The organism is Tsukamurella tyrosinosolvens, assembly GCF_900104775.1.
In the GTDB taxonomy this organism is placed as follows: domain Bacteria; phylum Actinomycetota; class Actinomycetes; order Mycobacteriales; family Mycobacteriaceae; genus Tsukamurella; species Tsukamurella tyrosinosolvens.
Map to the genome: position 1 here is coordinate 3,393,722 of NZ_FNSA01000003.1, position 16,076 is coordinate 3,409,797.

The 16,076-nt window shown below is 72.1% G+C and carries 17 protein-coding genes and 1 riboswitch; of the genes, 3 read left to right on the top strand and 14 right to left on the bottom strand.

What is annotated here, in order from left to right:
* Window positions 1-17: 17 nt before the first annotated feature.
* From BLW32_RS18780 to BLW32_RS18810, 7 genes are all read right to left on the bottom strand, one after another.
* Entirely contained in the window at window positions 18-494 is a 477-nt protein-coding gene (locus tag BLW32_RS18780; RefSeq protein ID WP_068739187.1) for a polyadenylate-specific 3'-exoribonuclease AS, read from the bottom strand.
* A gap of 11 nt (window positions 495-505) precedes the next feature.
* Window positions 506-1,216, bottom strand: coding sequence for a lysophospholipid acyltransferase family protein (locus BLW32_RS18785; RefSeq protein ID WP_068521010.1), 711 nt, complete (start codon window positions 1,214-1,216; stop codon window positions 506-508).
* A 74-nt stretch (window positions 1,217-1,290) separates the two neighbouring features.
* On the bottom strand, window positions 1,291-2,241 hold the full coding sequence (locus BLW32_RS18790) for an ROK family protein (protein WP_068739189.1): 951 nt from the start codon (window positions 2,239-2,241) through the stop codon (window positions 1,291-1,293).
* A complete protein-coding gene (locus BLW32_RS18795) occupies window positions 2,238-2,699 on the bottom strand; it encodes a hypothetical protein (protein ID WP_068739191.1) in 462 nt (153 codons plus the stop codon). Before BLW32_RS18795 ends, BLW32_RS18790 begins: the two co-directional genes overlap by 4 nt.
* Window positions 2,692-3,921, bottom strand: a complete 1,230-nt coding sequence (locus tag BLW32_RS18800; RefSeq protein WP_068739193.1) for an ArsA family ATPase — start codon at window positions 3,919-3,921, stop codon at window positions 2,692-2,694. The genes BLW32_RS18795 and BLW32_RS18800 overlap by 8 nt, the downstream gene beginning before the upstream one ends.
* Entirely contained in the window at window positions 3,921-4,385 is a 465-nt protein-coding gene (locus BLW32_RS18805; RefSeq protein WP_074850709.1) for an SRPBCC family protein, read from the bottom strand. Before BLW32_RS18805 ends, BLW32_RS18800 begins: the two co-directional genes overlap by 1 nt.
* Entirely contained in the window at window positions 4,378-4,770 is a 393-nt protein-coding gene (locus BLW32_RS18810) for a hypothetical protein (protein WP_068521018.1), read from the bottom strand. The genes BLW32_RS18805 and BLW32_RS18810 overlap by 8 nt, the downstream gene beginning before the upstream one ends.
* A 122-nt stretch (window positions 4,771-4,892) precedes the next feature.
* Between BLW32_RS18810 and BLW32_RS18815 the strand changes: the two genes are divergently transcribed.
* Window positions 4,893-6,695 carry an AMP-dependent synthetase/ligase gene (locus BLW32_RS18815; protein WP_068521021.1) on the top strand — a complete coding sequence of 601 codons (1,803 nt, stop codon included), beginning with the start codon at window positions 4,893-4,895 and terminating at the stop codon, window positions 6,693-6,695.
* A 72-nt stretch (window positions 6,696-6,767) separates the two neighbouring features.
* On the opposite strand, the gene BLW32_RS18820 is transcribed toward BLW32_RS18815, so the two are convergent.
* The 5 genes from BLW32_RS18820 to BLW32_RS18840 all read right to left on the bottom strand — a co-directional run bounded on the left by BLW32_RS18820 (window position 6,768) and on the right by BLW32_RS18840 (window position 12,009).
* Window positions 6,768-7,898, bottom strand: coding sequence for a glycosyltransferase family 4 protein (locus BLW32_RS18820; RefSeq protein ID WP_068739194.1), 1,131 nt, complete (start codon window positions 7,896-7,898; stop codon window positions 6,768-6,770).
* A gap of 36 nt (window positions 7,899-7,934) precedes the next feature.
* Window positions 7,935-9,653, bottom strand: a complete 1,719-nt coding sequence (locus BLW32_RS18825) for an acyl-CoA dehydrogenase family protein (RefSeq protein WP_068739196.1) — start codon at window positions 9,651-9,653, stop codon at window positions 7,935-7,937.
* A 43-nt stretch (window positions 9,654-9,696) separates the two neighbouring features.
* A complete protein-coding gene (locus BLW32_RS18830; RefSeq protein WP_139286263.1) occupies window positions 9,697-10,740 on the bottom strand; it encodes an NlpC/P60 family protein in 1,044 nt (347 codons plus the stop codon).
* Between the two features lie 60 nt (window positions 10,741-10,800).
* Window positions 10,801-11,478: a C40 family peptidase gene (locus BLW32_RS18835; RefSeq protein ID WP_068521028.1), complete on the bottom strand. Its 678-nt coding sequence runs from the start codon at window positions 11,476-11,478 to the stop codon at window positions 10,801-10,803.
* 14 nt (window positions 11,479-11,492) lie between these two features.
* A riboswitch (cyclic di-AMP (ydaO/yuaA leader) is annotated at window positions 11,493-11,642 on the bottom strand.
* A gap of 121 nt (window positions 11,643-11,763) precedes the next feature.
* Window positions 11,764-12,009, bottom strand: coding sequence for a hypothetical protein (locus BLW32_RS18840; RefSeq protein WP_068739198.1), 246 nt, complete (start codon window positions 12,007-12,009; stop codon window positions 11,764-11,766).
* Between the two features lie 121 nt (window positions 12,010-12,130).
* Between BLW32_RS18840 and BLW32_RS18845 the strand changes: the two genes are divergently transcribed.
* Window positions 12,131-13,960: a DEDD exonuclease domain-containing protein gene (locus tag BLW32_RS18845; RefSeq protein WP_068739686.1), complete on the top strand. Its 1,830-nt coding sequence runs from the start codon at window positions 12,131-12,133 to the stop codon at window positions 13,958-13,960.
* A gap of 33 nt (window positions 13,961-13,993) precedes the next feature.
* Complete coding sequence (locus BLW32_RS18850; protein WP_068521033.1) at window positions 13,994-14,269, top strand: Lrp/AsnC family transcriptional regulator; 276 nt, start codon at window positions 13,994-13,996, stop codon at window positions 14,267-14,269.
* 4 nt (window positions 14,270-14,273) lie between these two features.
* On the opposite strand, the gene BLW32_RS18855 is transcribed toward BLW32_RS18850, so the two are convergent.
* Together BLW32_RS18855 and BLW32_RS18860 are read right to left on the bottom strand one after the other, a co-directional pair.
* Window positions 14,274-15,188: a hypothetical protein gene (locus tag BLW32_RS18855; RefSeq protein WP_068739201.1), complete on the bottom strand. Its 915-nt coding sequence runs from the start codon at window positions 15,186-15,188 to the stop codon at window positions 14,274-14,276.
* Window positions 15,189-15,210: 22 nt separating this feature from the next.
* Complete coding sequence (locus BLW32_RS18860) at window positions 15,211-16,062, bottom strand: HpcH/HpaI aldolase/citrate lyase family protein (protein ID WP_068521038.1); 852 nt, start codon at window positions 16,060-16,062, stop codon at window positions 15,211-15,213.
* Between the last annotated feature and the right edge of the window lie 14 nt (window positions 16,063-16,076).

Sequence of the window (16,076 nt, forward strand, 5' to 3'; positions counted from 1 at the left end):
GAGAGATTACGCCGGGGCTATCCGCCCGTGATCGCCCGGTACTTCGCGAGGTTGTGGCGCGCGTCGGCGAGCGCGTCGTGGGCGTCCGACGGTGCCGGGGGCAGGTGCGGCCGGCCCCGCTCGTCCCACAACTGCTTCAGCTCGCGGGTGAACCGCGGCATGGACCGCGGCAGCGCCGTCATCGGGCCCCACAGCTGGCAGAGCGCGACGTGATCGTAGGCGGCGACCCATGCCCACAGCTCGATGTCGCCCGGCCCGGCGGTGAGGAAGTCGAGGATCCCGTCGCGGATCGCGGCGCGCGACTGCCAGGTCTTACTCGCCGGGGGCGGCAGCTTGGGCAGCACGTTCGCGCGCACCCACGGCCCGGCCCGCTCCGGATCGAACTCGGTGGAGACGGCGTAGTACTCGCGCCCGTCCTCGCCGACGATGCCGATCGAGACCAGGTCTATGACCCTGCCGTCCTCAATGAATTCCAGGTCATAGAAGTAGCGCATGGGCAGTCAGGCTACGCGGCGCCGGCCTCGCGATCCTCGCCCGGGACGACCACGCCGTCCTTGACGTCCTGCGCGTAGACGTCCACGTACGCCTGGCCGGAGAGCTTCATCAGCTCGTACATGACCTCGTCGGTGATGGCGCGTTCGATGAACCGGTTGCCGGACATCCCCTCGAACCGGGAGAAGTCGAGCGGCTTCCCGATGCGGATCTGCACCTTCGTCGGGTGCGGCAGGGTGGAACCGGGCGGGTTGAACTTCTCGGTGTCCACCATCGCGACGGGGATGATCGGGGCGCCGGTGTCCAGCGCCATGCGGGCCATGCCCGTCTTGCCCTTGTAGAGCCGGCCGTCGGGGCTGCGGGTGCCCTCGGGGTACAGCCCGAGGAGCTGCCCGTCCTGGAGCGCGCCGACTCCGGCGTCGAGCGCGTCCTGCGCCGCGCTCGCGCTGCCGCGCTTGATCGGGATGCAGCCCACTGAGGAGAAGAACCACTTCTTGAACGCGCCCTTGAGGCCCTTCCCGGTGAAGTACTCGTTCTTGGCGAGGAACTTGATGGGCCGGGGCACCATGAGCGGCAGGAAGAACGAGTCCATCACCGCGAGATGGTTGCTCGCGAGGATCGCCGCGCCGTCCTTCGGCAGGTTCTCGACGCCGACCACGCGCGGGCGTCCCAGGAGTCGCAGCACGGGTCCGATCAGAACCCACTTGAAGACCATCCACCACATGTGACCTGCTCCTGATACCCGACCCGACGTGCTGCGCCTCACTCTACCGACGGCGCGCGGCGCGCGCCGGGCGATCAGGCCCGCACGGCGTCCCGGGCGAGCGCTGCGGCGCCGAGCATGCCGGCGCGTTCGCCGAGCTCCGTCGCGCGGATGCGGGCCTTGCGGCGGTACTTGCCGCCCGTGAGTTGCTGCGCGTACTGATCCCGGGCGTCGTCGAGGAACAGGCGCGACGAGGCGCCGACGCCGCCGGAGAGAACGATCAGGTCCGGGTCGAAGACGTCGCTGACCATCGCCAGGCCCACGCCCAGCCAGCGGGCGAGCTCCCCCACCGCCTCCTGCGCGACGGGGTCGCCGGCCTCCGCCGCGGCGGCCACCTTGCGGCCCGTCAGCGACCCCGGATCATCGGCGAGCTCCCGCGCGAGCAGGACGCCGCGCGAGCCCTTCGGCCCCATCAGGTCGATCGCCGTCTCCACCAGGGCGGTGCCGCTGCAGTACCGCTCCCAGCAGCCGCGCTTGCCGCAGTCGCACGGCCGGCCGTCGGGCACCACCTGCAGGTGGCCGAGCTCGGGCGCGACACCGTAGGCGCCGCGGTAGAGCTGCCCATCGATGAGCAGGCCCGCGCCGATGCCGGTGCCGAGCGCCACGACGCAGGTGACCTTCGACTGCCGCGCCGGCCCGTGGACGAACTCCGCCCACGCGGCGGAGTTCGCGTCGTGCTCCATGATCACGGGCAGGCCGATGCGCCTCGTCATCTCGGCGGGCACCGCGGCGTCGCGCCACGGCAGGTGCGGCGCGAACGCGACCTGCTGCCGGGCGGGGTCGAGGAAGCCCGCGACGGCGAGGCCGACGGCCTTCACGTCGTGCTCGACGCACAGCTCCTGCACCACCCGGTCGAGGCAGCGTTCGAGCGCGGCGGCGCTGCGCGGCGTCTCCGCCCGCGCCGTGTCGACGACGGTGCCGTCGTCCGTCACGACGCCCGCGCGGACCGAGGTGCCGCCGATGTCGATGCCGATCGTCAGCGTCATTGAGGCTGGTCCTCCCCGGGGGCCGAGAGCCGGATGTCGATACGTTCGTAGCCGCCGGCCTGCGACGAGGGGGCCGCGGGCTCCGCATGGTCGGGCGCGACCGGGTCCGCGGCTCCCGCGGTCCCCGGCGGCTCGTGGCCCACGGTGGCGAGGTAGTCGGCGGCGACGGCCGCGGCGGCGATCCGCGCGCTGCCGAGCAGCTCCTCGGCGAGTCGCAACAGGTCGGCCAGCACCTCGTCGGCGAAGTGGCCCAAGGACTTCGAGGCCTCGGCGGCGAAGGGCTCGATGTGCCGGGCGACGGCACCGCCGAGCGCGCACAGCCGGCACGCGCCGGGCTCGCCGTCGGGGTGCGCCGAGTGCTCGGCGAGCGCCGCGGCGATCCACGGCCGCGCCGTCTCGAACAGGCGCGCCGCGGAGGTCAGGAACTCCTCGGAGGGGTCCGGAGTGGGATCAGCCACGGGGCCACACCTCCGGGTCGGGGACGAAACTCACGCGCAACTCCCCTTCCTCGTACGTGGCGCCCGCAACGACGCAGCGACGCAACACCGACGGTAGCCGGATCCGGCGCCGCACACCCTGGGCTTCGACGACGACGTCCTCCTCGACCCGGCCGAGCCCGATCGTGGTGGGGTCCACCAGCGGCAGCGCGACCGACCACTCGTACCGCGCGTCGAGGCCGGCGCCGCCCGTCGGCCGCACGTCCGGCACGGGCACGACCGCGGGCTCCGCGTCGAGGATCGCGTCCGCGTCCCAGCTCACGGCGGCCGCCGCGGCGGGCGTCAGCACCGGATCGGCCGCCTCGGCGGCCTCGATGACGGGGCGGTCGAGGACCGTCGACACCTCGGCGAGGGCCTCCCGCGCGTCGTCCTGCCCGGCGACCCGCGACCGGACCAGCCGCACCGCCGGGTGGGGCAGGTCCAGCGCGAACCGGTCATCGACGTCGATCAGCCGGTTGAGCACCAGCGCGACCGGGCGCAGCCCGAGCACCTCGAGCGCGGCCAGCTCCTCCCGCGCCCGGGCGGCGCGGCCGGCGTCACCGGTCACGACGTGCACCAGCGCGAGCGCCGAGCGGTCGGCGACGAACGCGGACAGCCGGTCCGCGAGCCCCGCGACGGGCTCGGCGAGCAGCAGCGCGGCGAGGGACCCCGCGGCGGGCCCGGTGGCGGGACTCGAGAGCCGGACGTGCCGCGGCCAGACCCGCTCGAGGTACGCCGCCAGCGACGCGGGGGCCGTGAGCAGCGAGACGAGGCCGTCGAAGGCGGGCCCGTCGACGACGACGGTGCGGTACGCGCCCGACTCCACGTGCCCGACGATCGCGCGGAGCACGAGGACGTGCTCCGCGTCGGCGAGCCCCGTCAGCTCGGGCGGCTCGAGCGCGAAGGGGTCGAACCCGGCGCTCGCGGCGTCGGCGGCGTCTCCGGCGAGGCCCCGGCCGGCGCGAACGGTGGCGGACAGGCCCTCCCACCACTGGGCGAGCAGGTCGACGGGATTGAGGTGCACGTGGTCGAACGGCCCGGTCCCGTCCACGAGGAGCGGGTCGACGACCCGTCCGACGGTGACGAGCAGCGTGCGACCGCGGCCGGCGGCGCGCGCCGCGAGTGCGGTCGCCAGCGTCGTCCGTCCCGCTCCCCCGGCTCCGGACACCAGCAGCAGGCGGGTCGCGGTGCCCTCCCCGGACATCAGGATTCGGCCGCCGACTCGCCCTCGACGTGGCGCTTGAGCTCCTTGAGGGCGGTGTCGGTGATCGCCTTCTCCGCCTTGCGGCGGAGCATCCCGAGCATCGGGATCTGCAGCGTCACCTCGAGCGTGTACGTGACGGTGGTGCCGGCGCCGTCGGCGGTCGGGGTGAGGTCGTACCGGCCGTGCTGGGTGCTCTGCAGCGTGCTCGCCGCCAGGTCCCACTCGACGGACCGGCCGCCCGGTGCCCAGCGGTACTCGAGCTCGTAGGTGTCGCGCAGGAATCCCTCTTCGAGCACGAACCGTACCCGCCGGGGCCGCCCGTCGGACGTGGTCTCGAGGACGGTGACCTCGCGCGCCGCGGAGACCCACTCCGGGTAGCGGTCGAACGCCGAGATCGCGGCCATGATGCGCTCGGGCGGCGCCGCGATGACGATGGATTCGCGGGTGCGCTCCGCGTCAGACACGCTCCACCTCCCCGGCGGCGGGACCGCCCAGGACGCGGCCGTTCTCGGCCGTGAACTTCACGTCGAACATCACGTCGTGGCCGTGGACCCGGCGCTCGCGCACATCGGCGACGATCTGCTCGGGCGTCATGGGCGACGTCGGCTCGGCGTGCAGGAAGTAGTGGAGCAGGCTCCCGTCGAGATGCGGTTCGATCCAGAACTCCGAGGTGCCGGTGACGGCACCGTCGACCTTCCACCGGATGCCCAGGTCGCCCCGGTCCTCGGTGACGGTCAGTCGCAGGTCGGGGAACCAGCCGCGCCACCGCTGCGCGCCCGCCATCGCGGCGGCCACGGCACTCGGGTGGGCGGCGACGAACGCGACGTCGGCCACTTGGATGGTGCTCACCTCCTAAGCTTCACACATCCGGCCCCGAGGCGGACGGTGCCGGGTCCGTTCGGGCCCGGAACGCGCCTCAAGCAGCGGTGTAAGGTTCACCACAACACCACCGTTTGCGACCCGGAGGATTCGTGCGCGAGATCAGCGTTCCCGCCAACTACACCATCGACCCCTCGGCCTCCACGGTCGACGTCGTCTTCGATGTGGCCCGCACGGACCCGGACAGCGTCCGGATCAAGCGCCTCGTCGCGGGGAACTGGGAACCGGTGACCTCCAAGCAGTACGAGCAGGAGATCCTCGGCGTCGCCAAGGGGCTCGTGGCGCAGGGCGTCAAGCCGGGCGACCGCGTCGCGCTGGTCTCGTCCACCCGCTACGAGTGGCCGCTCATCGACTTCGCCATCTGGGCCGTCGGCGCCGTGACCGTGCCGGTCTACGAGACCAGCTCGTCCGGCCAGATCGACTGGATCCTGGAGGACTCGGACGCCGTCCTGATGGTCATCGAGGGCCCGAAGCAGGCCGCCGAGGTCGCGGAGCTCACGGGCCTGCACAACGTGCAGCGCGTCCTGCAGATCGATCCCACCGATGACGACCCGGGCGCCGTCGCGACGCTCACCGCCGAGGGCGCGGAGATCACCGAGGAGCAGGTCCACGCCGGCCGCGCGGACGTCAAGGCCGAGGACCTCGCCACCCTGATCTACACCTCCGGCACCACCGGCCGCCCCAAGGGCTGCGAGCTCACCCACTCCAACCTCATGAGCGAGGCCGAGGCGATCCTCAGCTCGCCGTTCGGCGACGCCATCCGCGGCGGCTCCAACGTCATGTTCCTGCCGCTGGCGCACGTGCTGGCGCGCGCCGTGAACATCGCCTGCTTCAAGGGCGGCGCGCTGGTCGGCCACTTCAACGACACCAAGAACCTGGTGCCGCAGTTCTCCGTCTTCAAGCCCACGCTGATCCTGTCGGTGCCGCGCGTCTTCGAGAAGGTCTACGCCTCCGCGCAGCAGAGCGCCGTCGACGGCGGCAAGGGCAAGATCTTCGACGCCGCCGTGCAGACCGCGATCGAGTACAGCCAGGCGCAGGACACCGGCGGCGCCGGCCTGCTCCTCAAGGCGAAGCACACCCTGTTCGACAAGCTGGTCTACGGCAAGCTCAAGGCCGCGCTCGGCGGGAACTGCAAGGTCGCGATCTCCGGCGGCGCACCCCTGGGCGCGCGGCTCGGCCACTTCTTCCGCGGCGTGGGCGTCACGGTCATGGAGGGCTACGGCCTCACCGAGACCACTGCGGCCATCACGGTCAACGTCGCGGGCGCGCAGAAGATCGGCACCGTCGGGCGTCCGCTGGCCGGCCAGGCCGCGAAGATCGCCGAGGACGGCGAGATCCTGCTCAAGGGCTCCGTCGTCTTCCGCGGCTACTGGCACAACGAGGAGGCGACCAAGGGCGCCATCGAGGACGGCTGGTTCCACACGGGCGACCTGGGCTCGATCGACGACGATGGCTACCTGTCGATCACCGGCCGCAAGAAGGAGCTGATCGTGACCGCGGGCGGCAAGAACGTCTCCCCCGCCGGGCTCGAGGACGCGCTGCGCAGCAACCCGCTGATCTCGCAGGCCATGGTGGTCGGCGACGCGCAGCCCTACATCGCCGCGCTGGTCACCATCGACCCGGAGGCCTTCCCGCAGTGGAAGGCCGCCAACGGCAAGCCCGAGTCGGCCACCGTCACCGACCTGCGCAACGACCCCGACCTGCTGGCCGAGATCAACAAGGCGGTCGCGGCCGCCAACGAGACCGTCTCCAAGGCCGAGGCCATCAAGAAGGTGCGCATCCTGCCCGAGGACTTCTCGGAGGAGACCGGCGAGATGACGCCGACCATGAAGGTCAAGCGGAACGTCGTCTCGCAGAAGTACGCCGACGACATCGCCGAGCTGTACGCGAAGTAGACCCTCGAACGCAGAACCGCCGCACCGGATCCCGGTGCGGCGGTTCTGTTCTTCTGTCCAGCTGTCCGCGGGTCAGAACGGGTTGAGGAGCGTCTGGAGGCGGTGGCCGAGGCGGCGCCAGTCGAAGTGCTCGGCGACCAGCTCGCGCCCGCGAGCGCCCATCGTCGCGGCCCGGTCGGGGTCGGCGAGGAGGCCCGCGACGGCGTCGGCGATGGCCTCGACGTCACGGCCGGGCACGACGTGGCCCGACTCGCCCTCCCACACGGTCTCCGGCGCGCCGCCGGAATCGCCCGCCACGACGGGCTTCCCGGTCGCGGACGCCTCGAGGAAGACGATGCCGAGGCCCTCCACGTCGAGGCCGGCGCCGCGGGTGCGGCACGGCATGGCGAAGACGTCGCCGACGTTGTGGTGCGCCGCGAGCTCGTCGAACGGCACGGATCCGGTGAAGATCACCTGCTCGTCGACGCCGGTCCGGCGCGCGAGCGTGTGCAGCGTCTCCGCGTACGGCCCGCCGCCCACGATCATCAGCTTGGCGCCGGGCACCTGCGCCCGGATCCGCGGCAGGGCGCGGATCAGCATGTCCTGCCCCTTGCGCGGCACCAGCCGCGACAGGCACAGCACGACGGGCTCGTCCTCCCCGAGGCCGTAGCGGGCGCGCAGGGCCGAGCGGGCGGCATCGTCGGGCCGGAAGACGTCGGTGTCGACGCCGGGCGGGAGGTGCTCCAGCGCGGCCCGCGGGCCGAAGGCCGCGGCGAACCGGCCGCGGGTGTACTTGCTGACGTAGGTGGTCACGTCCGTGGTGTCGCCGATGCGGCGCAGGCAGGCGCGCGACGGCGGCAGCATCGACCAGCCCACCTCGTGGCCGTGGGTGGACGCGACGGTGCGGAGCGCGCCGGCGTCCTTGAGCGGGGCGCCGAGCAGGGCGAGCGGCGCGGCGGCGCCGAACCACACGGTCTCGATGTCGCGGGAGCGCACCAGGTCCCGGGCGCGGGAGAAGGCGTCGGGGGTGGGCAGCAGCAGCGTCGTCGGGTGGCGGACCACCTCGAAGGGCTGCGCGGCGTCGTACTCCTCGCTGCCACGCCAGCGCGAGGCGTAGACCACCAGTTCGTCGGCGGGCAGCTGCCGGACGAAGGCCTGCAGGTAGGTCTGGATGCCTCCGGGTCGGGGCGGGAAGTCGTTGGTGACCAGCAGCGTGCGCGGCATGGCGTCAACCGTACTGGGCCGCCGCCCGCCCGCCGCTCAGGGGCGCATCTCGTAGGCGCCGTCGTAGGCGGCGACCTGCTCCCACACCCGGTCGAAGGTCGCCGGATCGGCGACGGGGCGCCGCACCGCGTCGAGCGCCCACTGCTGCTGCGCCGGGGTGGCGCCGGGCTTGCCGTACAGGCCGACGGCGTACGCCGAGAAGTCGCGGATCTGCAGGTCGAAGATGCGGCTGAGCAGGCTCCGATCCAGTCCCGTGAGCGCGGCCTGCTCCAGGATCAGCTGGCCGTAGACGACGAGCGAGAAGAGGTGGCCGACGTTGAGGACGAAGTCGAGGTCCTCGGCCTGCTCCTTGTCGGGCGCCGCGGTGAGCAGGAACTCGCGCAGCGCCTTCGCCTGCTCGTAGAAGATCGCGACGTTGGGCTCGTCGGCCGCGGCCTCGTACGCCGTCGTCCAGTCCGCGAACGGCACCTTGCTCGCGCCGCCCAGCGGGCCCTGCGCGAAGAAGAACGCGTCGTCGGCGGGATCGAGACGGGTGCCGATCCCGGGGTACTCCGCCGGATTGAGCAGGTAATTGGGCATGTACTTGAGGATCTGCGCGACGTTGACGTGCACGGTGCCCTCGAGCCGGGGCATCCACCCGATGTACCGGTTGGCCTGGTGGAAGTACGTCGTCTTCTCGTAGCCCTTCGCCGCGATCACGTCGAGCAGCAGGGTCACGACCTTCTCCCCCTCGGACGTGACCTTCGACTTCGTCATCGGGTTGAACAACAGGTACCGGCGGTCCTCGCGGCTGGCGCTGCGGAAGTAGTCGACGGACCGGTCGCTGAACAGCTTCATGGCGGCGAGCCGCGCGTAGGCGTCGACGAAGTTGGCACGCACGTGGCTGAAGTCGGTGACGGGGTGGCCGTAGAGGATCCGGTTGTTGGCGTGGGTGATCGCCTCGTAGAAGGCGTGCTCACCGATGCCGATGGCGCCGTGACAGAGGTTGAACTTGCCGACGTTGACGGTGTTCAGCGCGGCGGCGAAGGCGTCGGGGCCGGTGTGCAGGACGTCGGCGGCGGTCACCGGGTAGTCGTGCAGGGCGAAGGTCGAGACGAACATCTGCGAGTGGACGACGTTGTCGATCAGCTCGTAGGCGGGATGGGCGCTGTCGGCGGCGAAGAAGACGTAGCCCTCCGGCCCCTCCACGTCCGCGCGCCGGCCGAACACCGAGACCATCCCGGCGACGTTGCCGTTGCCGATGTAGTACTTGGTGCCCGAGGCGGTGAAGCCGCCGTCGCCCGTCGGGGTCAGGATCATGTCCGTGTCGTAGACGTCGGCGCCGTGCGCGCGCTCGGACAGCCCGAAGGCCATGACGCCGCCGTCGGCCAACTGTCGCGCGGCCTTGCGCTTGGCGTCCTCGTTGGCGCTCATCCAGATCGGGCCGAGGCCGAGGATGGTGACCTGCTCGGCGTACCAGTAGGACAGGCCGTAGAAGCCGAGGATCTCGCTGAGCGCGGCGTTGCGCGCCGCGTCCCAGCGGCGGTTCGGGTCGCCGTCGGCGTAGGCCGCGGGCGTGAGGAACGTGGCGAAGAGCTTCTCGCGCTTCTCGAACGCGAGGAAGTCCGTGACCCAGTCGGCGTCCAGGTCCGCCTGCAGGAGCCGCTGCTTCCCGTAGGACTCGAAGAAGTCGACGGTCGCCCGGAGCAGGCGGCGCGTCTCCTCATCGAAGTGCGCGTAGTCGGCCGTTTGCGGGTTCAGCAGGAAAGCGGACATGGGCTCACTGTAGCCCCGTGAGCGCCGCCCGCATCGCGGAAGCCTAGTAGCGGACCGCCGAGTTGTACGGGCCCGCGGCGTCGATCGGAACGACCTGCACCGGGACGCCGAAGGTCGAGGCGTGCACGACCTTTCCGTCGCCGACGTACATGCCGACGTGGGTGGCGGCGGAGTAGTAGACGATGATGTCGCCGGGCTGCAACTCGCCGCGGGAGACCTGGCGGCCGCCGTTGAGTTGCGCCTGCGAGGTGCGCGGCAGGGACTTGCCGGACTGCTGGTACGCCCAGACCATCAAGCCCGAGCAGTCGAACTGGCCGGGGCCGGTGCCGCCCCACGCATAGGGGCTGCCGACACGGGTCAGCGCGGCCCGCACGGCGGCGAGCTCGGCGGTGCTCCCCGGCGGGACCTTGCTGGGGTCGAACGGCGTCGGAGGACCGATCAGCGTCTGCCGCTGGGCGCCGGTGAGCCGGTCGTAGATCGCCTTGATCCGGGCGATCTCCTGCGCCAGCCGCGACTTCTTCTGCTTGAGATCGGCGGCCTTGCGCTCGGCCTCGGTGCGGGTGTCCTCGGCCGACTTGGCGGCGTCTGCGGCGCGGGTGGCCGCGGAATCGGCCGCGGCCTTCGACTTCTTGTAGGCGTCGACGGTGGCGACGACGTCGCGGTTGACGAAGTCGAGCGTCGACATCTGGTCGAGCATCTGCTGCGGCGAATCGCTGACGAGCAGCGCGTACGTGCGATTGGTGCGCGAGCCCTTGTAGTTGGCGACGACGACCGCATCGATCTGGGGCTGCAGCGCGGCCTTCCGCGCCTGGACCGCGGCGACCTCGCGCTTCGCCGCCACGAGCGTGGCGTCGGCCGCACGCTTGGCGGCGGTGGCCTTCTCGGCGTCCTCCTGCGCGGCCTTCGCGGCCTCGTTGGTGCCGGAGGCCTGCTCCGAGAGCGCCTCGTACTGCTTCAGCGCGGCGTCGGCGGTGTCGGGGTCCGCGGTCGCGCTACCGGTGACGGTCAGCCCGGCCACCAGGGCGACCACGGCCGACGCGGCGGAACCGCGCAGCACGAGCGAGCGGGAGGGGGAGGTCGATGACACGGCCGAGCTGGTCCTTCCAAGCTGGAGCACGATTGCGAACGCAATCACTGCCAGGTTACGTCAGTAACGACGAGCGGAGTAGACCGACATCTCGTTGAGCGGGCTCACCTTGACGGGGATGCCGTAGTTCACCGAGTGCACGACCTTGCCGTTGCCGATGTACAGCGCCGCATGGCTGCCGCCGTTGTAGATCACGATGTCGCCGGCCTGGAGGTCCGAGATCGGGATCGAGCGACCGCCGCCGAGCTGGCCGTAGCTGTCGCGCGGCACGGTGATGCCTGCCTGCTTCATGGACCAGTAGACGAGGCCCGAGCAGTCGAACGAGTTGGGGCCCGCCGAGCCGTACGAGTAGGGCAGGCCGGTGCGCGACAGCGCGGCCTGCACGACCTTGGCCTTCGCGCCGCCCGGCTGCGCGCCGGCGACGGTGGTGACGCCCGGCTTCGGGGCGATCGCGACGCCGCTGACGACGTTGGGCCGTGCCGCGGTGTTGCGGCTGGCGACGCTCTGCGCGGGCTTCGCGGCCGGCTTGGCCTTCCCGGCGGCGACGGCGGGCTTCACGCCCGGCGCGGGTGCGGGCTTCGCCTTGGGCGCGACCGGCGCCGGCGCCGCGGGGGCGGGCGCTGCGAAGGCGGCCGTGGGGGCCGCGAGCGTACCGATGGTCACGGCGCCCGCTGCGAGCGCACCGCGGGCGACGGTGGCACCCTTGCTGGGCTGCGGCTGAAGTCGGTGTTTCGCCACGAAGCGATTCTCCTAAGTTTCTTCCCGACCGCCGACCGAGTTAGCTGACGGGTTCGGGCGAGGAAGATGCCCTACCCCGGAGGTCGAGACCTCCGGCGATTCACCCCGGATAACACGTGTGGGTCCCCGGCGAGGCCTCGCGGCCTCTTAGGCGGTGACCTCGGGAGACGGGGCGGTTTTCGCTCCGGGCTCCTCCGCAAGGTCTCAGAAAGATTACGAAACGGAAACGCGCCTGTCTAGCCGGACGCGCCGGGGAACCACCCCGAGGCACCCCTGAACGACCCCCTATCCGGCACGTTTCGCCTGGTCAGGGACCACCCTGAGACGGGGCAACATTCCCTCGTTCGCGAAGGCCGCGATCGCGTCACTCAGGCCGGGTTCCGCCGTGACCGACGGGCCTCCGCGGCTCTCGGCGGCGCCCGGGACGGGCGGTGCGGCCATGACGACCGGGCCGAGGAGGAAGCCCACGGCGCAGTCGCCGCAGGCGCGGGGCTTGGCGGGGCAGGTGGAGCAGTCGACGTGCAGTGTCATGGCGTTGTCCCTGTCGTTGTCGGGGTCTCGATGCCGGCGACGCTAATGCCGCCCACCGACAACTTTCGAGTGCGCGTTCGGGCGGCGAAAACCTGTCGGTGGGGTGTTCTACGGTCTCGGCATGCAGCTCAGCCTGGACGATTGCGAGACGGGCATCGTCGACCCGCCCCTGCGGGAGGTGACGTTCGTCGTGGTCGACCTGGAGACCACGGGCGGCTCCCCCAAGGGTGGGGACGCGATCACCGAGATCGGCGCGGTCAAGGTGCGCGGCGGCGAGGTCCTGGGCGAGTTCGCGACGCTGGTGGACCCGGGCTGCGGGATCTCCCCGCACATCACCCATCTCACCGGCATCACCACGGCGATGGTCACCGGGGCACCGCGGATCGAGTCCGTCCTCCCCTCGTTCCTCGAGTTCGCGCACGGCGCCGTCCTGGTCGCGCACAACGCCCGGTTCGACCTCGGCTTCCTCAAGGCCGCCGCGGCCGCCACCGGCACCCCGTGGCCGAAGCCGGCGTCGCTGTGCACCGTGCAGCTGGCACGGCGCGTGCTCACTCGGGACGAGGCACCGTCGGTCAAGCTGAGCGAGCTCGCGCGCCTGTTCCGCACCGAGACCACCCCCACGCACCGCGCGCTCGACGACGCGCGGGCCACCGTCGAGGTGCTGCACGGGCTGATCGGCCGCGTGGGCAACCTGGGCATCCACACGCTCGGGGAGCTGCGCGGGCACCTCCCGTCGGTGACGCCGCAGCAGCGGGCCAAGCGCCACCTCGCGGATCCGCTGCCGGAACGGCCGGGCGTGTACCTGTTCCGCGGGCCGGGGAACGAGGTGCTGTACGTCGGCACGTCGGGGAACCTGCGGCGCCGGGTGCGCAGCTACTTCACGTCGGGCGAGACGCGGGGCCGGATCAAGGAGATGGTGGGCCTCGCGGAGCGGGTGGACCACGTGGAATGCGCGCACGCGCTCGAGGCGGCGGCGCGCGAACTGCGGCTCATCGCCGCGCACACTCCCCCGTACAACCGCCGGTCGAAGTACCCCAAGCGCGGCTGGTGGATCTGCCTCACCGCCGAGGCCTTCCCCCGGCTCGCCGTGAAGCGCTCCGCGCCGGCGGGGGCCGCGTGCATCGGGCCGGTGCGCTCGCGGACCGACGCCGCCGATCTCGCGGAGCTGCTCGCCGAGGCGTGCGGCCTCCGCACGTGCACCACCCGGCTGCGGGCCGGGGCGGTCCACACCTGCGCCCTGGGGCCCGACGGTGCGCGTCCCCTCGGCGGATGCCAGGCGTCCGTCGCGCTGCCCGAGCCCGCGGCCCTGTACCGGCCGCGGGCCGACCGGGCGGCCGCCGCGCTCACCGGTCGCTCCTCGGAGGTCTTCACGGCGCTGGAGGCGCGCCTGGCGACCCTCGCGGAACGGGAGTTCTTCGAGTCGGCGGCCCGCCTGCGCGATCGGACCGCGCAGCTGGTGGACGCGGTCGCCCGCTCGCACGCGCTGGTCGCCTTCGCGGACGTCCCCGAACTGTCGATCGCGCACCCCGACGGCGCCGGCGGGTGGGAACTGTCGATCGTGCGCCACGGCCGCCTCGCCGCGGCGGGCGTGGCGCCGCGCGGCGTGCCGCCGATGCCCGTCTTCGACCGGCTGCGCGCGGGCGCCGAGTCCGTGTACGCGGCGCACGGCGAGGCGTGCGCCGCGCCCGACGTGCCCGACACCCTCTTCCCCTCCGACACCCTGCACGGCGCCAGCCCCGAGGAGGCCGCGCTCCTGCGCCGCTGGGCACTGCGCCCGGGCACCCGCATCGTCGACGTGCAGGGGATGTGGGGCGAACCGGTGGCGGGCGCCGGGCGCTGGCTCGCGTGGGCCGGGCGGGCCTCCGAGGCGGGCCGCGACGCCCGTGCGGCGGCGGCGCATCCGCGCGGGCCCGCCAGGCAATACAGTGAGGAGGCCACGCACGCCGCGTGAGCGCCAGCGCCAGATCGACCGGAAGGCCCCGCAGTGATCACCGCGATCGTCCTCATCAACGCCGACGTGCACCGCATCCCCGAGACCGCGCAGGCCGTCGCGAACATCGAGGGCGTCACCGAGGTGTACTCGTGCGCCGGCGACATCGACCTCATCGCGAAGGTGCGCGTGCGCGAGCACGATCAGATCGCCGAGGTGGTCACCGAGAAGATCAACCGGATCGACGGCGTCGCGAGCACCTCCACCCACATCGCCTTCCGCGAGTACGCCTCGGCGGACGTCGACGCGGGCTTCGACATCGGGAACTGAGGGCTCATCCGCCGTTGATGATCTCCAGCAGCTCCGGCGGCGGAGTCACGTTCAGCGCGTCGTCGGAGATGCTGCTGATCTGCGTCACGGTGCCGTCGCGCCAGTAGTAGACGTTCGGCGACACCGGCCCCACCCCGTCGGAGTAACCGTTGGCCGCGAACACGGGCAGGAGCATGAGCCCGCCGAGCGCGGCCTCCGCGCTCGAGCAGGCGGCGAAGGCCAGCTGGTTGCGGAAGGGCACGGCGAACAGCACGCCTCCGCTCAGGTCGATGCCGGGCACCCAGCGCGACAGCAGGTCCGCCAGCAGCAACGCGCCGCTGGCGGTGTAGACGGATTCGCTGAGGGCGCACTGGAACCGGTGCCCGTCGTGTTCCACGGTCTCGACGCGGACCTCGGCCGTCTCGGTCAGCTCGCGCCACAGGTTCCGCCGCGCGCGGTCGTACCAGGGACCGAGTGGCGCCATCTCCCGCACGGAGCCGTCGCTGAGGATGCTGACCCGGTCCGGGTAGTCGACGGCGAGCAGCTCTGCCACGCCGGGCTGCCACTCGAGCGCGTAGTCGAAGCTCATCCGGCCGTCCGTCGCGGTGACGTCCCAGAGCCGCGCGATGATCCGTTCGCGCATCTGCGCCTCGTCCGGCTCCTCGTCCGGCGGGCGGAGCATCGCTGCGAAGTGCTCGCGGACGACTCCGTCCCACTCGGCGGGCCCGGCGCCGCGAACCTTGCGCATGAGGTTGTCGAGCCCGAACGTGCGGCCGTCGGCGGTCAGCACGTGATCGCCGCGGACCTCCGCCTCGAACCCCTTCTCCGCCAGCACGGTCCGCGACAGCGCGCGGAGCCGATCCGCATCGCGAATGGTCAGCAGCTCAAGGTACGGGTCCGGCTGATCGTCGACCGATTTCTTCCTCCCGAACAACCCCATGCCCCGAGAGTAGGCCCCACTCTCAGTAGCCGCTGTGGCTGACCTCCGCGGCCTCGACCTCGATGCCGAAGTCGACGGCCTGCTGCACGATCTTCTGGGCGCGGGCGAGGCGCGGGAGGTCGGAGCCGTCGGTGATCTTGCCGCCCGACTTCTCGAAGGCGTCGATGAAGCCGTGCGCCCACGCCACCTCCGACTCGCTCGGGCTGAGGCCGCTGTTGATGACGCCGGCGTGCTCCGGCGTGAGGCACAGCTTCCCGGACATGCCCATCTCCTTCGCCAGGGCGGTGCCGGTGGGCAGGTGCGCGATGTTGAGCGTCGGGCCGTCGATCGGCGCGGGCAGCCGCGCCGCCCGCGACGCGATCACCAGCTGCGACCGCGCGTAGGCCAGGGCGATCGGATCCTCGCCGACGGCGGTGTCGCGCTTGAAGTCGCCCGTGCCGAAGGCGATCCGGAAGGTCGACGGCGCGGAGGCGATCCGCGCGACGTTCTGCATCCCGCGGGCGGTCTCGACGAGCGCGAGGATCGGCGTACCGTCGGGCAGCCGGTCCGCGGTGTCGTCGAGGTGGCTCGACCCCTCGGACTTCGCGAGCATCACGCCCTCGAGCCCGGCGCACTGCTTGAGCGCGGCGCAGTCGGCGCTCCAGTACTCGCTCGCCGCATCGTTGATGCGCACCCACGCGCGATGGCCGGTCGACAGCCATTCGACGGTGTCCGCCCGCGCCTGCTCCTTGTCCTTCGCGGCGACGGCGTCCTCGAGGTCGATGATCACGGCGTCGGCCTCGCTGGCCTGCGCGACGGCGAACGACTCGGGATGGGAGGCCGGGACGAGCAGCCAGGAACGGGCGATCTGCGGGGAGACTGTGCGCTTACTCACGCCGACAAGGTTAG

Coding starts and splice junctions, on each gene's coding strand:
- BLW32_RS18790 (WP_068739189.1), bottom strand. CDS start 2,241: ATGACGCTGACGATCGGCATCGACATCGGCGGCACCTCGGTCCGCGCG.
- BLW32_RS18845 (WP_068739686.1), top strand. CDS start 12,131: ATGCAGCTCAGCCTGGACGATTGCGAGACGGGCATCGTCGACCCGCCC.
- BLW32_RS18825 (WP_068739196.1), bottom strand. CDS start 9,653: ATGTCCGCTTTCCTGCTGAACCCGCAAACGGCCGACTACGCGCACTTC.
- BLW32_RS18800 (WP_068739193.1), bottom strand. CDS start 3,921: ATGTCCGGGGAGGGCACCGCGACCCGCCTGCTGCTGGTGTCCGGAGCC.
- BLW32_RS18780 (WP_068739187.1), bottom strand. CDS start 494: ATGCGCTACTTCTATGACCTGGAATTCATTGAGGACGGCAGGGTCATA.
- BLW32_RS18820 (WP_068739194.1), bottom strand. CDS start 7,898: ATGCCGCGCACGCTGCTGGTCACCAACGACTTCCCGCCCCGACCCGGA.
- BLW32_RS18840 (WP_068739198.1), bottom strand. CDS start 12,009: ATGACACTGCACGTCGACTGCTCCACCTGCCCCGCCAAGCCCCGCGCC.
- BLW32_RS18855 (WP_068739201.1), bottom strand. CDS start 15,188: ATGGGGTTGTTCGGGAGGAAGAAATCGGTCGACGATCAGCCGGACCCG.
- BLW32_RS18785 (WP_068521010.1), bottom strand. CDS start 1,216: ATGTGGTGGATGGTCTTCAAGTGGGTTCTGATCGGACCCGTGCTGCGA.